The sequence below is a fragment of the Pseudomonas sp. RIT-PI-S genome (genome assembly GCF_025642975.1).
GTDB lineage: Bacteria > Pseudomonadota > Gammaproteobacteria > Pseudomonadales > Pseudomonadaceae > Aquipseudomonas.
On record NZ_JANZKJ010000001.1, the window covers coordinates 91,873 to 107,731 of the forward strand.

Annotated in this window: 8 protein-coding genes; 2 read left to right on the forward strand and 6 right to left on the reverse strand. The window is 62.1% G+C overall.

What is annotated here, in order from left to right; all coding sequences use genetic code 11:
- Positions 1-86 precede the first annotated feature (86 nt).
- Together OGL93_RS00440 and OGL93_RS00445 are read right to left on the reverse strand one after the other, a co-directional pair.
- The gene (locus OGL93_RS00440; RefSeq protein ID WP_263260299.1) at positions 87-5,705 is read right to left on the reverse strand and encodes a putative Ig domain-containing protein; all 5,619 of its coding nucleotides are present in this window, start codon (positions 5,703-5,705) and stop codon (positions 87-89) included.
- A 436-nt stretch (positions 5,706-6,141) separates the two neighbouring features.
- Positions 6,142-7,581, reverse strand: coding sequence for a SulP family inorganic anion transporter (locus OGL93_RS00445; protein ID WP_263260300.1), 1,440 nt, complete (start codon positions 7,579-7,581; stop codon positions 6,142-6,144).
- 409 nt (positions 7,582-7,990) lie between these two features.
- Here OGL93_RS00445 and OGL93_RS00450 point away from each other — a divergent pair, with 409 nt between their 5' ends.
- Complete coding sequence (locus tag OGL93_RS00450) at positions 7,991-9,310, forward strand: MFS transporter (protein WP_263260302.1); 1,320 nt, start codon at positions 7,991-7,993, stop codon at positions 9,308-9,310.
- 155 nt (positions 9,311-9,465) lie between these two features.
- The gene (locus OGL93_RS00455; RefSeq protein WP_263260303.1) at positions 9,466-10,650 is read left to right on the forward strand and encodes an amino acid aminotransferase; all 1,185 of its coding nucleotides are present in this window, start codon (positions 9,466-9,468) and stop codon (positions 10,648-10,650) included.
- Positions 10,651-10,707: 57 nt separating this feature from the next.
- On the opposite strand, the gene OGL93_RS00460 is transcribed toward OGL93_RS00455, so the two are convergent.
- From OGL93_RS00460 to OGL93_RS00475, 4 genes are all read right to left on the reverse strand, one after another.
- A complete protein-coding gene (locus OGL93_RS00460; protein ID WP_263261081.1) occupies positions 10,708-11,733 on the reverse strand; it encodes a branched-chain amino acid aminotransferase in 1,026 nt (341 codons plus the stop codon).
- A 294-nt stretch (positions 11,734-12,027) separates the two neighbouring features.
- Positions 12,028-13,560, reverse strand: a complete 1,533-nt coding sequence (gene hutH, locus OGL93_RS00465; RefSeq protein WP_263260305.1) for a histidine ammonia-lyase — start codon at positions 13,558-13,560, stop codon at positions 12,028-12,030.
- Between the two features lie 184 nt (positions 13,561-13,744).
- Positions 13,745-15,043, reverse strand: coding sequence for an NAD(P)/FAD-dependent oxidoreductase (locus tag OGL93_RS00470; protein WP_263260307.1), 1,299 nt, complete (start codon positions 15,041-15,043; stop codon positions 13,745-13,747).
- 171 nt (positions 15,044-15,214) lie between these two features.
- The gene (locus OGL93_RS00475) at positions 15,215-15,844 is read right to left on the reverse strand and encodes a DUF1780 domain-containing protein (RefSeq protein WP_263260308.1); all 630 of its coding nucleotides are present in this window, start codon (positions 15,842-15,844) and stop codon (positions 15,215-15,217) included.
- Positions 15,845-15,859 lie beyond the last annotated feature (15 nt).

Genomic DNA, 15,859 nt, shown 5'->3' on the forward strand with positions numbered 1-15,859 from the left:
GGCGCTGGCGAAGCCTGCGAACCAGGTGTTGCATGGTTCACAGGCTCCGCCGGATAGCCGCCCGCCTTTGCGTCAAGCGCGAGCCCTTACGCGGCGAAGTCGCTCTGATGCAGCTCCTTGACCCCTACCAGCTGGATCTCGAACTCGGCGCTGGCGTCGGCGTTGACGCTGCCATACAGAATGCCGTTTTCGAAGCGCAGCTGGCCGGTGGCGTTATTGCTGTCGAACGCCTGGCTGCCGATGAAGGTGAAGTGCTCCTTGGCCTCGGTGGCGGAATTGGCATCCACTCCCGTGAGGTCGATCTTGTCGCCCTCGGTGGTCTTGAAGCCAATGATCACATCCCGCAGGTTGCCTAACCCCATATCGCCCAGCGCGGCGAACTTGTAGGTATCGGCCCCGGTGCCGCCGGTGAGCGAATCGGTGCCCGCGCCGCCAATGAGGGTGTCATCCCCAGCACCGCCTACCAGGGTGTCGTCGCCGTCGCCGCCATCCATCACGTTAGCGGCACTGCTACCGCTGAGGCTGTCACCGAAATGGCTGCCAATCACGTTCTCGATGTACTTGAGGGTGTCCAGCCCGGAACCACCGGTGTTCTGCTGGGCGCTGGTGCTCAGTGACAAGCTGATGCCGCCGGTGGCGAAGGCGTAGGACACGGTATCGATCCCGCCGCGGCCGTCGAGCACATTGTTGCCGCTGCCCGCGAACAGGGTGTTGTCCAGCGCGTTGCCCACGCCGTTGGCCGCCGCGTCGGTATTGATCACCAGGTTCTCAACGTTGCTGGTCAGGGTATAGGTCGCCAGGCTGCTGTACACGGTATCGATGCCGCCGACGGCGCTGTCACTGTTCTTCTCCACCACGGTGTCGTCGACGTTGTCCACGTAGTAGGTGTCTGACCCATTGCCACCGGTCATGCTGTCGGCGCCGCCCATGCCGTTGAGCACGTTGGCCGCGTCGTTGCCGGTGATGAAGTTGCGCAGGGCGTTGCCGGTTCCGTCAATGGCTGAATAGCCGGTGAGCACCAAATATTCCACGTTGTCGCCGAGGGTCCAGCTGACCGATGCCTTCACGGTGTCGATCTGGCTGGCGGCGGCGTTGGTTTCTGTCACCACGTCTGCGGAGTTATCAACGATGTACACGTCCTTGCCGTCGCCGCCCGCCATGTTATCCGCGCCCAGGTCGCCGTCCAGGGTGTCGTCCCAGGCGCTGCCCACCAGGGTATCGTCCTGGTCGGTGCCGAGGATGTAGCCGCCCTTATGGCTGTTCACCTCGTCGTACACGTCCTGCGCTGTGCCGTTGTCGGTGAGGTCCGCCTGGTAGCCGAGGTCGGTGGCGATGCTGTCGGCCAATCGCTGGCCAACGATTTCCGCCGACTCCTCGTGCAAATGCCACACGTCGTCCGGGTAGGTAACCGGGTCCGCCTCCTGGCGCAGCGGCAGGTCGGTGTAGTCCACGGCGATGTCGACGTCCGAGCGCTCCGCGGCGATCGCTTCCTGTACCGCGCGCACGGCAACCACACCACTTTGGATCGAGGCGATTTTATCTTCGTCGTAGCCACGTACGCGTGCGGCGTCCGCATCGTAGTGGCCGGTTTCCATCATGTAGACCTTGAAGTCGCCCAGCTGCGCATGCAGGTAATCGAACACTTTGAGCGTGGACTCTTTATACAACGCGGCTTGAGCCGTAGGGTCCGCCGCGCGGCCGATCTCCTGAGCGGCTTCTTCGCCCTGGCCCCATACGATGCCCATGGTCACGTTGTCGATGGCCTTCAGGCTGGAAAGCTGTTCCTGCAGCAAGCCCACGGCGCGCAGCAGGGCCGGGCCGGGCTGGTTGGTGTCGGTCAGCCACCAGCACAGGCGCAGCTCTTCCGGAGTGCCGGTAGACAGACCGCAGACGGTGCTGCCCCCTACCGCCACGTCGATGCCATTGCCATCGGCATCGGAGAATTGGCTGCGCACGTCGTAGTCGGTGTACTTGCTCAGGTCCTTGACCATCTCAGTGATCCCGGACTGTCCATCGTCTTCGGTCATGCGCAGCAGCCGGGCGTTGGACTGGCCAAGCGTCGGCAGGAAGAGAATGTCCTGCTGGGCGCGCTCGGCGAACACGAAGTCATCGGCGCTCAGGGTCGTGGCGTAGTTGCCCTGCAGGGTGATCTCGAAGCGGTTGCCGTCCGCATCCGACTCCCCAGACTTGACATAGGTCTTGCTGCCGTCGTCGCTGGTGGTGATGTACAGCGTGTGGTTCGAGCCATTGCCCAGGCCAAGGATGCCCAGGGCGCTGACATCGATCTTGTCCACGCCGACGGTAAAGTCGGTGATGGTGTCGGTAGCGGTGATGCCACCGGCGTCGTAGTCACGGTAGCTGTCGCTCAACGCCGAGTAGCGGAAGGTGTCCGTGCCAGCGCCGCCGGTGAGGGTATCGCGGCCGGCACCACCGTCGAGCACATCGTTGCCGGCGTTGCCGTTGAGGGTGTCAGCGCCGTCTTGGCCCAGGATCAGGTCGTCGTGGCTGGTCCCGTTCAGGGTCTCGGCAGCGGAGGTACCGGTGATGGTATTGAGCGGTGCGTTGGCGACGGTCAGCGCGAACACGTCGCTGGCCGACGCGCCCTTGGTATCAGTGGCGGTGACCAGGAAGTTATACACACCGGCGGCATTGTCGTCCGGGGTGCCGCTGAAAGTCATGGTTTTTGCGTCGAAGGTGAGCCACGCCGGCAGCGGCGTGCCGTCCTGGAGCGTAGCTGTGTAGGTCAGCGTGTCGTGATCGGCGTCGGTGAACGCCGTCGGCGCTACAGTATAGGTGTAAGGCGTATTTTCCGTCGCGGTGCTGTCCAGCAGAGGGTCGCTGACCACTGGCGCATTATTGGCTGGAGGGGTATCGGTGCCGAAGATGAAGTTGGACGCCTTCAACGTGTTCAGGTAGTTGCCCTCGAGCGCCAGCTCGAAGCGATTGCCATTGGCGTCGGCATCTCGGTCCTTGATGTAGGTGCGGCCGGTGCTGCTGTTGTAGGAAATGTTCAGCGTCCCGTTGTAGCCAGTGCCCAGGCCGCCGAAGCCCAGGGCAGACACATCGATCTTGTCCGCGCTCACATCGAAGTCGGTGATTACATCGGTAGCACTGGTGGTGTCGGTGCGGTAGCTGTCCAGGGTCGAGGTGTAGCGGAACACATCCGCTCCAGCGCCGCCGGTCAGTTTGTCTGCGCCGGCACCTCCTACCAGCAAGTCATTGCCGCCGCCGGCATTGATGGTGTCCGCGCCCGCCAGGCCAAAAAACTGTTCATTGGCGTCGGTGCCGGTGAGCGTGTCTTTGCCGGCGGTGCCGTTGAACACGCCGTTGTTATCCGGCACATCCTTGACCGCCAGGGCGAAGGTGTCGCTTACGGTGCCGCTTTTGCCATCGTTGGCGGTCACAGTCACGTTGTAAGTGCCCGAGGCGGTGGAGCCTGGAGTGCCGCTGAAGGTGCGAGTGGTGGCGTCGAACGTCAGCCAGGAAGGCAGAGCGCTGCCGTCAGCCAGCTTAGCGGTATAGGTCAGGGTGTCGTTGTCGGCGTCGCTGAAGCTCGCCTTCGGTACTACGTAGGAGAAAGGCGTGTTTTCACTGGCGTTCTGGTCGGCAAGCGGAGTGGCCACCACGGGTGCATGATTCACCGGCGTGGCTGTGGAGAACACGAAATTCGCCGCGGTCAGGCTGTTCATGTAGTTACCGTTGAGGGCAACCTCGAAGCGATTGCCCGAAGCGTCGGCTTCCAGCGACTTGATATAGGTCTTGGTGCCGGCTGAGTTGAGTGTCAGGTAGATGGTGCCGTTGCGCCCGTCGCCCAGGCCGCTGATGCCCAAGGCCGAAAGGTCGATCTTATCGCTGGTCACGTCGAAGTCCGTGACCAGATCGGTCACGGTGTCGCCGCCAGTGTTGTAGTTGCGGTAGCTATCCAGGCGGCTGGCGTACACGAAGGTATCAGCGCCGGCGCCGCCGGTAAGGGTGTCTGCTCCGGCACCACCGGTGATGCGGTCATTGCCCCCGCCACCGTTGATGCTGTCTGCCCCGGCCAGGCCATTGATGGTATCGGCGCCGCTGGTACCGGTGAGCGAATCGCTGCCGCTGGTACCGTCGATCACCCGCTGGAACACGAAGTTATCGGCCTTCAGCGTGCTGACCAGGTTGCCGGTAAGTGCCAGCTCGAAGCGGTTGCCACTGGCGTCGGCGTCATAGCTCTTTATATAGGTACGGCCGTTGCTGCTGTTGTATTGCACCAGCAGGGTGCCGTTGTAGCCGTTGCCCAAGCCCTTGAACCCCAGGTCGGCCAGGTCGATCTTGTCCTTGCTCACGTCGAAATCAGTGATCAGGTCGCTATAGGACGTGCTGGCGGTCCGGTAACTGTCGGTTAGCGCGGTGAAGCGGAAAGTGTCCGCGCCGGCACCGCCGGTAAGCTTATCGACGCCGGCACCGCCGACCAGAACGTCGTCTCCGGCGCCCGCCGAGACGGTGTCATTGCCCGCACCGGCGAGAATCAATTCGTTGTTGGCGGTGCCCGTGAGGGTGTCAGCGCCCGAAGTGCCCTCGATGGTTGAGGTTGGCAACGTGTCACCTACATAGGTGCCATCGCCATAGGTGAGGGTCGATCCCTTGGTCGTCTGGCTGATGTGGTTGCCGACGATGGTGTTGCGGTCAGTCCCGTCTTCGTTACGCTCGGCCACGCCATAGGTGGAATTGGCGCCGCCGGTGATGGTGTTATTGGTGATCTGGTTGTCGCTGCCGGGGAAGAACTTGCCAGACACCCCGGTGGTGTCGTCATAGCTCTGGATGATCACTTCCGGAACCGGCGCATTCAGGGCGTTGTTGGTGAGGGTGTTGTCGCTGACCACCACGCCCGAGCTGCCATAAATGCGCACGCCGGCGCCGCCGTTGTCATGGATATCCACCCCAGTCACCGTCACGTCGCTGGACAGCTTGACCAGCACGCCTTCGGCGCCGTTACCGTACACGCTACCGCCCTGGATGAGCACGTCATGCGGGGAGGGGATGTTCTCGCTGCCGCGCTGCACCACGATACCGTTGCCGCCGTTGCCATAGGCCACGTTGCCGGTCATGGTGAAGTCATTGGTGCTGGTGACGATATTGAAGCCGTGGCGGTCGTTGTCATAGGCCACGTTGTTCACATACTTGGTGTCGATCATATAGTCGGCAACGAAGCCATCCAGGCCGTTGCCATGAGACACGCAATTTTCGATCAACATATTGATCGTTTGCTCGTGCGGATCGAAGCCGTAACCCGAGCAATCCTTGATCTCTACCCCGCTAAGGGTGACGTTGCTATCGTGGCCGTCTTTCCCAGGAATGAAGCCGTTGAACCAGCCATCGATCTTGCCAGTCGTGTGTTCACGGTTGCCGTCGATAGTGAGGTTGCTCAGGCCGAAGTCATGGGTTTCCTCGCCGTAGGCTGAGCGGATGACGCCGGTAATCTTGGTGTCGGAACCGTCAGCCACTTTCACAGTGGTCTTCCCGGCGCCAGCGCCTTCCATGTACACGTTGCTCTTGAGCATCAAGCAGCCGTCAGAGGGTTCTTCCCCGGCGGAGACAATAAAGGTGCCGGTGGGAACGAAGACCGTTCCGCCCCCCGCGGCGGCGGCAGCGTCGATGGTGGCCTGGATGGCCGCTGTATCATCCGTGACACCGTCACCAACAGCGCCAAAATCCTTTACATTGAAAATCATGTGCTTACCCCGGTCCTGGATCAAGAAATGGAATCAATGCCAATAACTCAGCGCTGCTTACCGAATTTGTATGACACAGTTCTCAGAAATCGATCCGCCCTTTTATCGAGTACGCCAAAGAAGTAGACGGAAACCCAAAAAACGCCATTTAAATGCCGAATTCCTGGCGGCGGCTCCTCTGTAAGCAAGCGGATACACGTGAAGGCGTCAAAAGTATGGCTTTTGCTAGCGTGTTTTCTGGCGCTTCTTGCGTTCCAAAAGCGAAGCGGCATAGGCACGCTTGGCGAGCGTACTCGCGGTATTGGCGTGTTGGAGAGGGAGTGGAGGAGAGAGGGGTTTGACTGGCCGGATGGCCCAGGAGTGGGGAGTCAGAATTTTGAAATAAAGAGCGCCGGCGTTTTATTGTCGGCGCTTTGGCTCTAGCAGGAGTTGAGGATCAGCCGCGTACGCCGGCGCGCTCAAGCAGCGCCTCGCAGCGGGGTGACAAATGTGCCAGCTCTACGTGGCGGCCCTCATCGCGGTAGCGGGCCAGCAATGCCTCGAGCGCAGCAATGGCGGAATGGTCAACGACGCGCAACTGGGCGCAGTCGATAACCACCTCGGGCGGATCACCGGCCGGGTGGAACAGCGACTGGAAGCGAGTGGTCGACGCGAAGAACAAGGTCCCACGCAAGCGATAGCGCCGCTGGCCGCCTTCATCGCTGCGCTCGGCATGAATATCCTGCGCGTGCTGCCAGGCAAAGCTGAGCGCGGCGATGATCACCCCGCAGAGCACGGCGATTGCGAGGTCGGTAAATACCGTGATTACCGTCACCGCGACCACTACCAATGCGTCGTGGCGGGGGATTTTTCCCAGCACGCGCAAGGATCCCCAGGCAAAGGTTTGCTGAGCGACTACGAACATCACTCCTACCAGCGCCGCGAGTGGAATGCGTTCGATCCAGGGCGACAGGAACAGGATGAACATCAGGATCATGCCGCCGCTGACGGCTCCCGACAGGCGCCCGCGGCCGCCGGACGCCAGGTTGATCATGGTCTGGCCGATCATTGCGCACCCACCCATGCCGCCGAACAGGCCGGAAGCCAGGTTCGCGGCGCCGAGCGCGACGCATTCGCGGTCCGGCTGCCCCGGGGTGTTGGTGATCTCGTTGGTAAGGTTCAGGGTCAGTAGGGTTTCCAGCAGCCCGACCGAGGCCATCAGGACCGCGTAAGGGAGCACGATCCTTAAGGTGTCGAGCGTCCATGGCACCTGCGGTATATGTAGCTGTGGCAAGCCGGCGGCGATATGCGCCATGTCGCCCAAGGTGCGCGTGGGAAGGTCCAGCCAGGCGGCCAGCATGCCCACGCCGAGAATCGCCATCAGCGCCGGCGGTATTGCTCGGGTCAACCTAGGCAGCAGCCATACCATCGTCATGGTGAGCACTACTAGCCCCACCATCACCCACAACGCTTTACCCTGCAGCCAGTGGCCGCCCTGCTTGAAGTGCTCTAGCTGGGCCAGGGCGATCACGATTGCTAGGCCGTTGACGAACCCCAGCATGACCGGGTGCGGCACCATGCGTATGAGTTTGCCCAGGCGCAGGGCACCGAACAGCATCATCAGCAGGCCACCGAGCACCACGGTGGCTAGCAGGTAGTCCGCCCCGTGCTGCACCACCAGCGCGACTATCACCACCGCCATGGAGCCGGCAGCGCCGGAAATCATCCCGGGGCGCCCGCCCAGCAAGGCGGTCAAGGTGCAGATAAAGAAGGCTCCATACAAACCCATCAGCGGATTGAGGTGGGCGACCAGGGCGAAAGCAATGCATTCAGGCACCAGGGCGAACGCCGTGGTCAGCCCCGCCAAGGCGTCCTGGCGCAGGGAGGTAAAAGCCATAAGACCTCAGGGTAGGCAAGGCACAAAGCCCCCGTACGCCGCTGGAACGAACCAGGGCGGGCGAAGGCTTTTGTTGGAATGGCGGCACTATAGGCAATGCTGCTGGCCTTGAACAGCCGTACAAGTAAAGGGAGATAGGCCAAACACGTTTATGACAGACCAGTAGGTTGTCATACAAGAGAGATAATATCTGGGGATTTTTTTCTTCAGGCGGATCTATGGTGCCGTTACAGGGGTGTATCGCTACAAAAGCCCACATGAACGGTCAGATGAAATCGTACAGGTGGCACGTATTCATGCTCAATATCCGTTTGACAGGGCAGGGGCCTAACTCTATAAAAGGCACACAAGTACGACGACACATGTCGTTACGCTTTCTCGACAAAAACAATTCGAAGAGTGTCAGCCCATGAAAATCAAAGGCATCCGTTGGTGGATGGTCGGCCTGGTTACGGCCGGGCTCATCGTCAACTACCTAGCCCGTAATACGCTCTCGGTGGCCGCGCCCACCCTGATGAAAGAGCTCACCATTTCTACTGAGCAGTACGCCAATATCGTGGTGGCTTGGCAGCTGTGCTACGCCTTCATGCAGCCCGTGGCCGGCTACGTCCTCGATGCAATAGGCACCAAGATGGGTTTTTTCACCTTTGCCCTGGCATGGTCCGCGGCCTGTGCCGCCGCGGCAATGGCGACCGGCTGGCAGAGCATGGCGTTCTTGCGGGGGCTGCTGGGGTTGACCGAAGCCGCCGGCCTGCCCGCGGGCGTAAAGGCGACCACCGAATGGTTCCCCGCCAAAGAGCGTTCCGTGGCCATCGGCTGGTTCAATATCGGCTCCTCCATCGGCGCTCTGTTAGCACCTCCACTGGTGGTTTGGGCGATCCTGCAAAGCGGCTGGCAATTGGCATTCTTGATCGTCGGTGGCCTGGGCATCGCTTGGAGCTTTCTCTGGCTGGTGCTGTACAAACATCCGCGCGATCAGCGCCGGTTGGCGGATGCCGAGCGCGAGTACATCCTTTCCGGGCAGGAAGCGCACTTTAAAGAGGCCGATACCGGCCAGCACAGCCCAGCTCAAAAAGGCGGCTGGAAGAAAATCATCAGCAGCCGGAATTTCTATGCGATCGCCTCGGCGCGGATTCTTTCCGAGCCGGCCTGGCAAACCTTCAATGCCTGGATTCCGCTGTACCTGATGACCGAGCGGCACATGAACATCAAGGAGATCGCCATGTTCGCCTGGCTGCCGTTCCTCGCGGCAGACCTGGGCTGTGTGCTTGGCGGCTACCTTAGCCCGTTCTTCCACAAGCGCCTGAAAGTGTCGCTGTTCACCTCGCGTAAGCTTGTGCTGCTGTTCGGCGCCTCGTGCATGATCGGCCCGGCCTGCATCGGCTTGGTGGAAAGCCCCTACACGGCGATCTTGCTGCTGTGCGTGGGCGGCTTCGCCCACCAGACCCTTTCTGGCGCCCTCTACTCGATCACGTCCGACTCCTTCGGCAAGAACGAGGTAGCCACCGCTACCGGCATGGGCGGGATGTTCGGCTATCTGGGTGCGGCAGCCTTCACCATGGTGTTCGGCGTGCTGGTCACCAAGATTGGCTACAGCCCATTGTTCGTGGTGCTGGCGGTGTTCGACCTTATCGCCGCGGTCATCGTATGGACCGTCGCCCGTGAGCTGGTGCGGCCGCCAGAACCTACCCTCAGCGCCGATCTTCAGGTCCGCCCCGCCGCCGCCTGATCGCCCGACCACCGCCTGTACACGGCCGCTGCCACGCCCTTGCGCGTGCAGCGGCCGCGGGCGTTTTTGCGCCTTGACCCAGGGGTTGCGGCTATGGGCTAATCTTGCCCGCATGGGCTGTTTCCCGCCCGGATTACCCACAATTTGAGGTGCATATGTTCGAACACTTACCCCTCTATGCCGGCGACCCGATACTCGGGCTGATGGGGGAGTTCGCCGAAGACCCGCGGCCGAACAAGGTCAACCTGGGCGTTGGCATCTATTACGACGAGTTGGGCCGCGTGCCCCTGCTGCCCTCGGTGCAGCGCGCCGAAGAATTGCTGGTAGCCGAGCACCAACCGCGCAGCTATCTGCCGATGGAAGGGGCCACTGCCTACCGCCGCGTCGTCGAGCAATTGCTGTTCGCTGACAGCGTGGACAGCACCCGGCACCGCGTGGCGATCATCCAGACAGTCGGCGGCTCTGGCGCGCTGAAAGTCGGCGCGGACTTCCTCAAGACCGCCTGGCCGGATTCGCAGGTGTGGGTATCCGATCCTACCTGGGACAACCATCTGGGCATCTTCCAGGGCGCGGGGTTCAAGGTAAACCGCTACCCGTACTTCGAGCCCAACCGCAAGCAATTCGACTTCGAAGGCGCGATGCAAGCGCTGGAAAAACTGCCGGCGAACGCCATCGTGCTGTTGCATCCCTGCTGCCATAACCCCACGGGTATCCAGCCGGAGCGTGAACAGTGGCTGAAGATCCTCGACGTGCTGCAGGCGCGCGAGGCTATTCCATTCCTGGACATCGCCTATCAAGGCTTCGGCAAAGGCCTGGACGAAGATGCCTGGCTGATCCGTGAGTGCGCTCGCCGCGGCCTGGAGTTCTTGGTATCGAGCTCCTTCTCCAAAACCTTTTCGCTGTACGGCGAGCGGGCGGGGGCATTGAGCATCCACACCGCCGTGGATAGTCACGCGCAAGTGTTCGGGCAGCTGAAGCTGCACGTGCGCCGCAACTATTCGAGCCCGCCCATGTTCGGTGCCAGCATCGTTGCGCGGGTGTTGGGTGATGAAACATTGAACCGGCAGTGGCAGGGTGAGTTGGCGCAAATGCGTGACCGCATCACCGCCATGCGCGCGGCGTTGGTGGAAGGCCTGAGCAAGAGGCTGCCCGAGCGGGACTTCGGTTTCCTAGCTCATCAGGAAGGTATGTTCGCTTACACCGGGCTGAGTGCGGACCAAGTGCGCAAGCTCAAGGCTGAGCATGGAGTGTATGCGGTGGAAACCGGGCGCATCTGTATCGCTGGCCTGAGCCCAAGCAACCTGGAGCATGTGATCGAGGCGTTTGCCGCGGTGATGTAACAGCCGGTTGCCGATAAACGAAAGGCGCCCCAGGGCGCCTTTTGTGTTGGGCGAAGGTCAGTCGACCTTCACGATCCAGCCTTGTGGGCCTTCGATCTCGCCCATCTGGATACCCGTCAGCTCCTTGTACAGGCGCTGCGTGACCGGGCCGACCTCGGTTTCGCTGTGGAACACGTGCAGCTTGCCCTTGTACTCGATGCCGCCGATCGGGCTGATCACCGCAGCGGTGCCGCAAGCGCCGGCCTCGGCGAAGCGGTCCAATTCATCGATGAGCACGTCGCCCTCGACCACTTCAAGGCCAAGGCGGCTGGCGGCCAGTTCAAGCAGCGACAGGCGGGTGATGCCGGGCAATACCGAGCTGGACTTAGGGGTAACGAACTGCTTGCCGTCCTTGGTAATGCCGAAGAAATTCGCCGAGCCGACTTCCTCGATCTTGCTGTGGGTTTGCGGGTCCAGGTAGATGCAATCGGCGAAGTTCTGCTTCTTGGCTTCGGCGCCAGGCATCAGGCTCGCGGCATAGTTACCACCGACCTTGGCGGCACCGGTGCCGTTCGGCGCGGCGCGGTCGTAACCGGAGATCACGAAGTTGTGCGGCTTCATCCCGCCTTTGAAATACGGCCCGACCGGAACGGCGAACACGCAGAAGATGAATTCCGGGGCAGTGCGTACGCCGATGTTGTCGCCCACGCCGATCACGAACGGCCGCAGGTACAGCGCGCCGCCAGTACCGAACGGCGGGATGAAGCGCTCGTTGGCCTTGACCACCTGCTTGCAGGCATCGATGAACATCTCGGTTGGCACGTGTGGCATCAGCAGGCGGCTGCAACTGCGCTGCATGCGCAGGGCGTTCTGGTCCGGCCGGAAAAGATTGATCGTCCCGTCCTTGGCGCGATAGCCCTTGAGCCCTTCGAAGCACTGCTGGCCGTAGTGCACCGCGGTGGACCCTTCGCTGATATGCAGCACGTTGTCTTCGGTCAATACCCCGGGCTGCCAGGCGCCGTCACGCCAATAGGCGAGGTAGCGCAGGTCAGTCTTGATGTAATCGAAGCCCAGCTTGTCCCAATTGATGCTTTCGTTGCCCATGACACCCTCGATCGACAGTTTCAGCCGGCTGCTCACTGGCCGTTCTTCACCTTGGGATAATAATGATTTCTACAGATTTGTCCGAGGCTTTCGCACGCCGATTGCCCAGGTCGGCGTGCCGACGGGCTCGAGGGCCTCGCTGAACAGGCGCGCAGGCGAACGCCTCGATCAACCGGCGGATCGGCTCCTCGTTGGCCGGGGGCAGGTCCTGGTTGAGGCGGAGGCCGGTAAAACCTCCGCTTACTTAAGGCGAAAAAAAGCCGCTCGTGGGAGCGGCCTTTAACCTTCCGTGCGTTAGCGGCCGTACAGGCGCTCAGCCGGCAACCATTGCTCAAACGCACCACCTTCGACCCAGGCCCTGGCGCAGGCGATGTCGGGGGCAAAGTAACGGTCTTCGTGGTAGTGCTCCACTTCGGACCGCACCAGCGCCATGACCTGGCCGAGCAAGGGGGACGTTTGCAAAGGTGCCAGCAGATCGATGCCCTGGGCCGCGCCTAGCAGTTCAATGGCCACTACCGCGCTGCTGTTGCCGGCCATGTCTTGCAGGCGGCGTGCGGCGAAGGTCGCCATGGATACGTGGTCTTCCTGGTTGGCAGAGGTAGGCAGGCTATCGACCGACGCGGGGTGCGCCAGGGTTTTGTTTTCCGAAGCCAGTGCCGCCGCCGTGACCTGGGCGATCATAAAGCCTGAGTTCAGCCCGCCCTCCTTGACCAGGAACGCTGGCAAGCCAGAGAGGGCGGGGTCCACCAACTGCGCGGTACGGCGTTCAGACAACGCACCGATTTCCGAGATCGCCAGCGCCAGTACATCTGCCGCCATGGCAACAGGCTCGGCGTGGAAGTTGCCGCCCGAGAGCACGTCGCCGTCGGCGCTGAAAACCAAGGGGTTGTCGGACACGGCGTTGGCTTCGCGCAGGAAGACCCCAGCGGCGAACCGCAGGTGGTCCAGGCAGGCGCCCATCACTTGCGGCTGGCAGCGTAGGGAGTAGGGGTCCTGGACGCGCGGGCAGTCCCGGTGCGATTCGCGAATTTCGCTGCCTGCCAGGAACTCGCGGTAGAACGCCGCCACGTCGATCTGCCCCGGTTGACCACGCACGGCCTGGATGCGGGGGTCGAACGGCACATCCGAGCCTTTAAGAGCCTCCACGGTCAAACTGCCCGCTACCACGGCGGCGCTGAACAGCCGCTCCGCCGCGAACAGCCCGCGAAGGGCCAGCGCAGTAGACACTTGGGTACCATTGATCAGGGCCAGGCCTTCTTTCGGGCCCAGCTCCAATGGTTGCAGGCCGGCCAGAGCCAGCCCTTCGGTCGCGTCCATTTCACGGCCTTGGTGACGCACGCGCCCCACGCCGATGAGCACGGCCGACAGGTGAGCCAGCGGAGCGAGGTCACCCGAGGCGCCGACCGAGCCCTGGGAAGGCACGCAAGGGTAAACGCCGGCGTTGTAGAGCGCCGTCAGCCCTTCGATCACTTGCCAGCGGACGCCGGAGAAACCGCGCGCCAGCGAAGCAACCTTCAGCGCCAGGATCAGGCCGACCGTCGCGTCATCCAGCAGCGGGCCGGTGCCTGTGCAATGGCTGAGCAACAGGTTGCGTTGCAGGCGGGTCAGGGATTGTTCAGGGATCGAGGTGCGTGCCAGCAAGCCGAAGCCGGTGTTGATGCCGTAGACCGTGCGCTGGCTGGCGATGATCTTGGTGACCGTTGCCGCCGCTTCATCCACGGTGGCGCGGGCCGCCGGGTCGAGCTGGATAGGCACCTGGGAAAGGAAAATGGCGCGCAGTTGGGCAAGGTCGAACAGGCCGGGCTGGATAAGCAAGGGCGCTGGCATGAGGGGTGTCCTGGTACGTTGGCAATGGCTGTTATCTAAACCTGTATATACAGGTATGGCAAGCAGCATTTTTGCCTCACCTTTCCGCCTCTTAGTGAGTTTGTTCGCGGGCTACGAGCTCCTGCCGGTTTTGATGATTATCGCAAGCGGCGCGGGAGCGGGCCGAAGCCCGTGAGCGGATTGGTCAATGCAGCTTCAAACGAGGCTCCGTGCCACGGCCCAAACGGCTGCCCAACATCGACATGGCGGTACGGAAGGGGCCGTACAAAGCCATTTGGTGCATGCGGTACAGCGAGACATAAAACATCCGTGCCAACCACCCTTCGAGCATCACGCTGCCAGTAAGGTTGCCCATTAGATTGCCCACGGCGGAGAAGCGCGACAGCGAGATCAGCGAGCCGTAGTCGGTGTAGCGATATTCCGGCAACGCGCCGCCTTCGAGCCGCAGCTTGAGCGCTTTCACCAAGAGCGACGCTTGCTGATGCGCGGCCTGCGCACGCGGAGGCACGTTGCGGTCCGAATCGGGCTGCGGGCAGGCCGCACAGTCGCCGAAAGCAAAGATGTTGTCGTCGCGGGTGGTCTGCAGGGTGCGCCTGACTTGAAGTTGATTGATCCGGTTTGTCTCCAGGCCATCGATGTTCTCGAGGAAGCCTGGCGCGCGAATGCCAGCGGCCCAGACCTTCAGCCGTGCCGGAATCACCTTGCCGTCGGCGGTGATCAGACTGTCCGCAGTGACCTCGCTGACAGCAGCACCGGTCAGCACGGTGACGCCCAGTTTCTCCAAGGTGCGGTGCACCGGGGCGCTGATTCGCTCGGGCAGGGCAGGGAGCACCCGCGGGCCGGCTTCGATCAAGGTGATGCGCATGTTTTCCGGGCGAATACGACCCAGGCCATAGGCTGCCAGCTCGTGGGCGGCGTGGTGCAATTCAGCGGCCAACTCGACCCCTGTGGCCCCTGCACCAACGATGGCCACGGTGATCTCTTCCTGATGGCCTTCGTCCTGGGCATGGGCGCGCAGGTAAGCGTTCAGGAGTTGCTGGTGGAAGCGCTCCGCCTGCTGCCGGGTATCGAGGAACAGGCAATGCTCCGCCGCACCCTTGGTGCCGAAGTCATTGGTGGTGCTGCCCACCGCGACCACCAAAGTGTCATAGGCCAGCTCACGTTCCGGTACGAGCTCGGAACCGCTGTCATCCAGGGTCGCCGACAGCGTAATCCGCTGCCGAGCGCGGTCCAGCCCACTCATGCGGCCCAGCTGGAACTCGAAATGATTCCACTTGGCCTGGGCCAGGTAATTGAGCTCGTCTCCGGACGAGTTCAACGAACCAGCGGCTACTTCGTGCAGCAGGGGCTTCCAGATATGCGTGAGGTTAGCGTCGACCAAGGTAACGCAAGCCTTGCCCCGTTTGCCCAGGGTCTTACCCAGGCGGGTCGCCAGTTCCAGGCCGCCAGCGCCGCCGCCGACGATCACGATGCGATGTTTCATTGAGATATCTCGTAAGGTTGAAAAATCCATGGGGCGCCCTCGGCGCAACTGGCGGCGAGGGCAGGCGGATGGGGCGAGCGCAAGGCAGCTTCGAGCGCCCATCCAGGGCGTGACGGTGATCAGGTCGCGCGAGTAGACCGCAGCGGTGGGCAAAATGTTGCACAAGGGGTATCAAAGGCTGATCCCCACGTCGAAGAGAATGCTGCGGCCGAGGTTGGCACGCAGAAAATCCGGGGCATCCGGATGCGCGAACAACACCCGCGCAAAGTTAGGCCCCACCAGCGACAGCGATCGCCAGCCTTGGCGCAGGTATTCGGTGGGTGGGGGGAAATGGCTGTTGAGGTTGAGCACGTCGCGCTTGAGGCTGGCGAAGGCGACCATGTCCAGCTCGCCCAGGTCTATTCCGCGTTCCAAGTAGTTATGGGCTTTTTTGCGCAGGGTCGGCGCCAGCCGGGCGAGCAGTTCCGGCGCGCGAATACGCTTGGGGCGGGCTTCGCGACGCACCAGTTGGCTCAGGGAGAATGCGCTACGGCGGCGTTGCAGCTCTTCGCGCCATTCATCGTTAAGCCGGCGACCTTCATCGAGCACGAAGAACACTTCGAAGTTGGCGTCGCGAAACAGCACGTCGGGCGGCTCCTGGCCCACCGGCAGAAACTCCTCGGTGCCGTAGGTAATGTTCAGCCCTTGCAGCAGCCGCTGGCACACCCAGCGCTCGCGCTCCCACTTGCGCGCGTTGGACAACAACGCATTTGCCTGTTCGGCCTGGGTGGTCAACAGGCGCAGGTAGTCGGAATCGTCCATGGCCTTGCCTCGTGT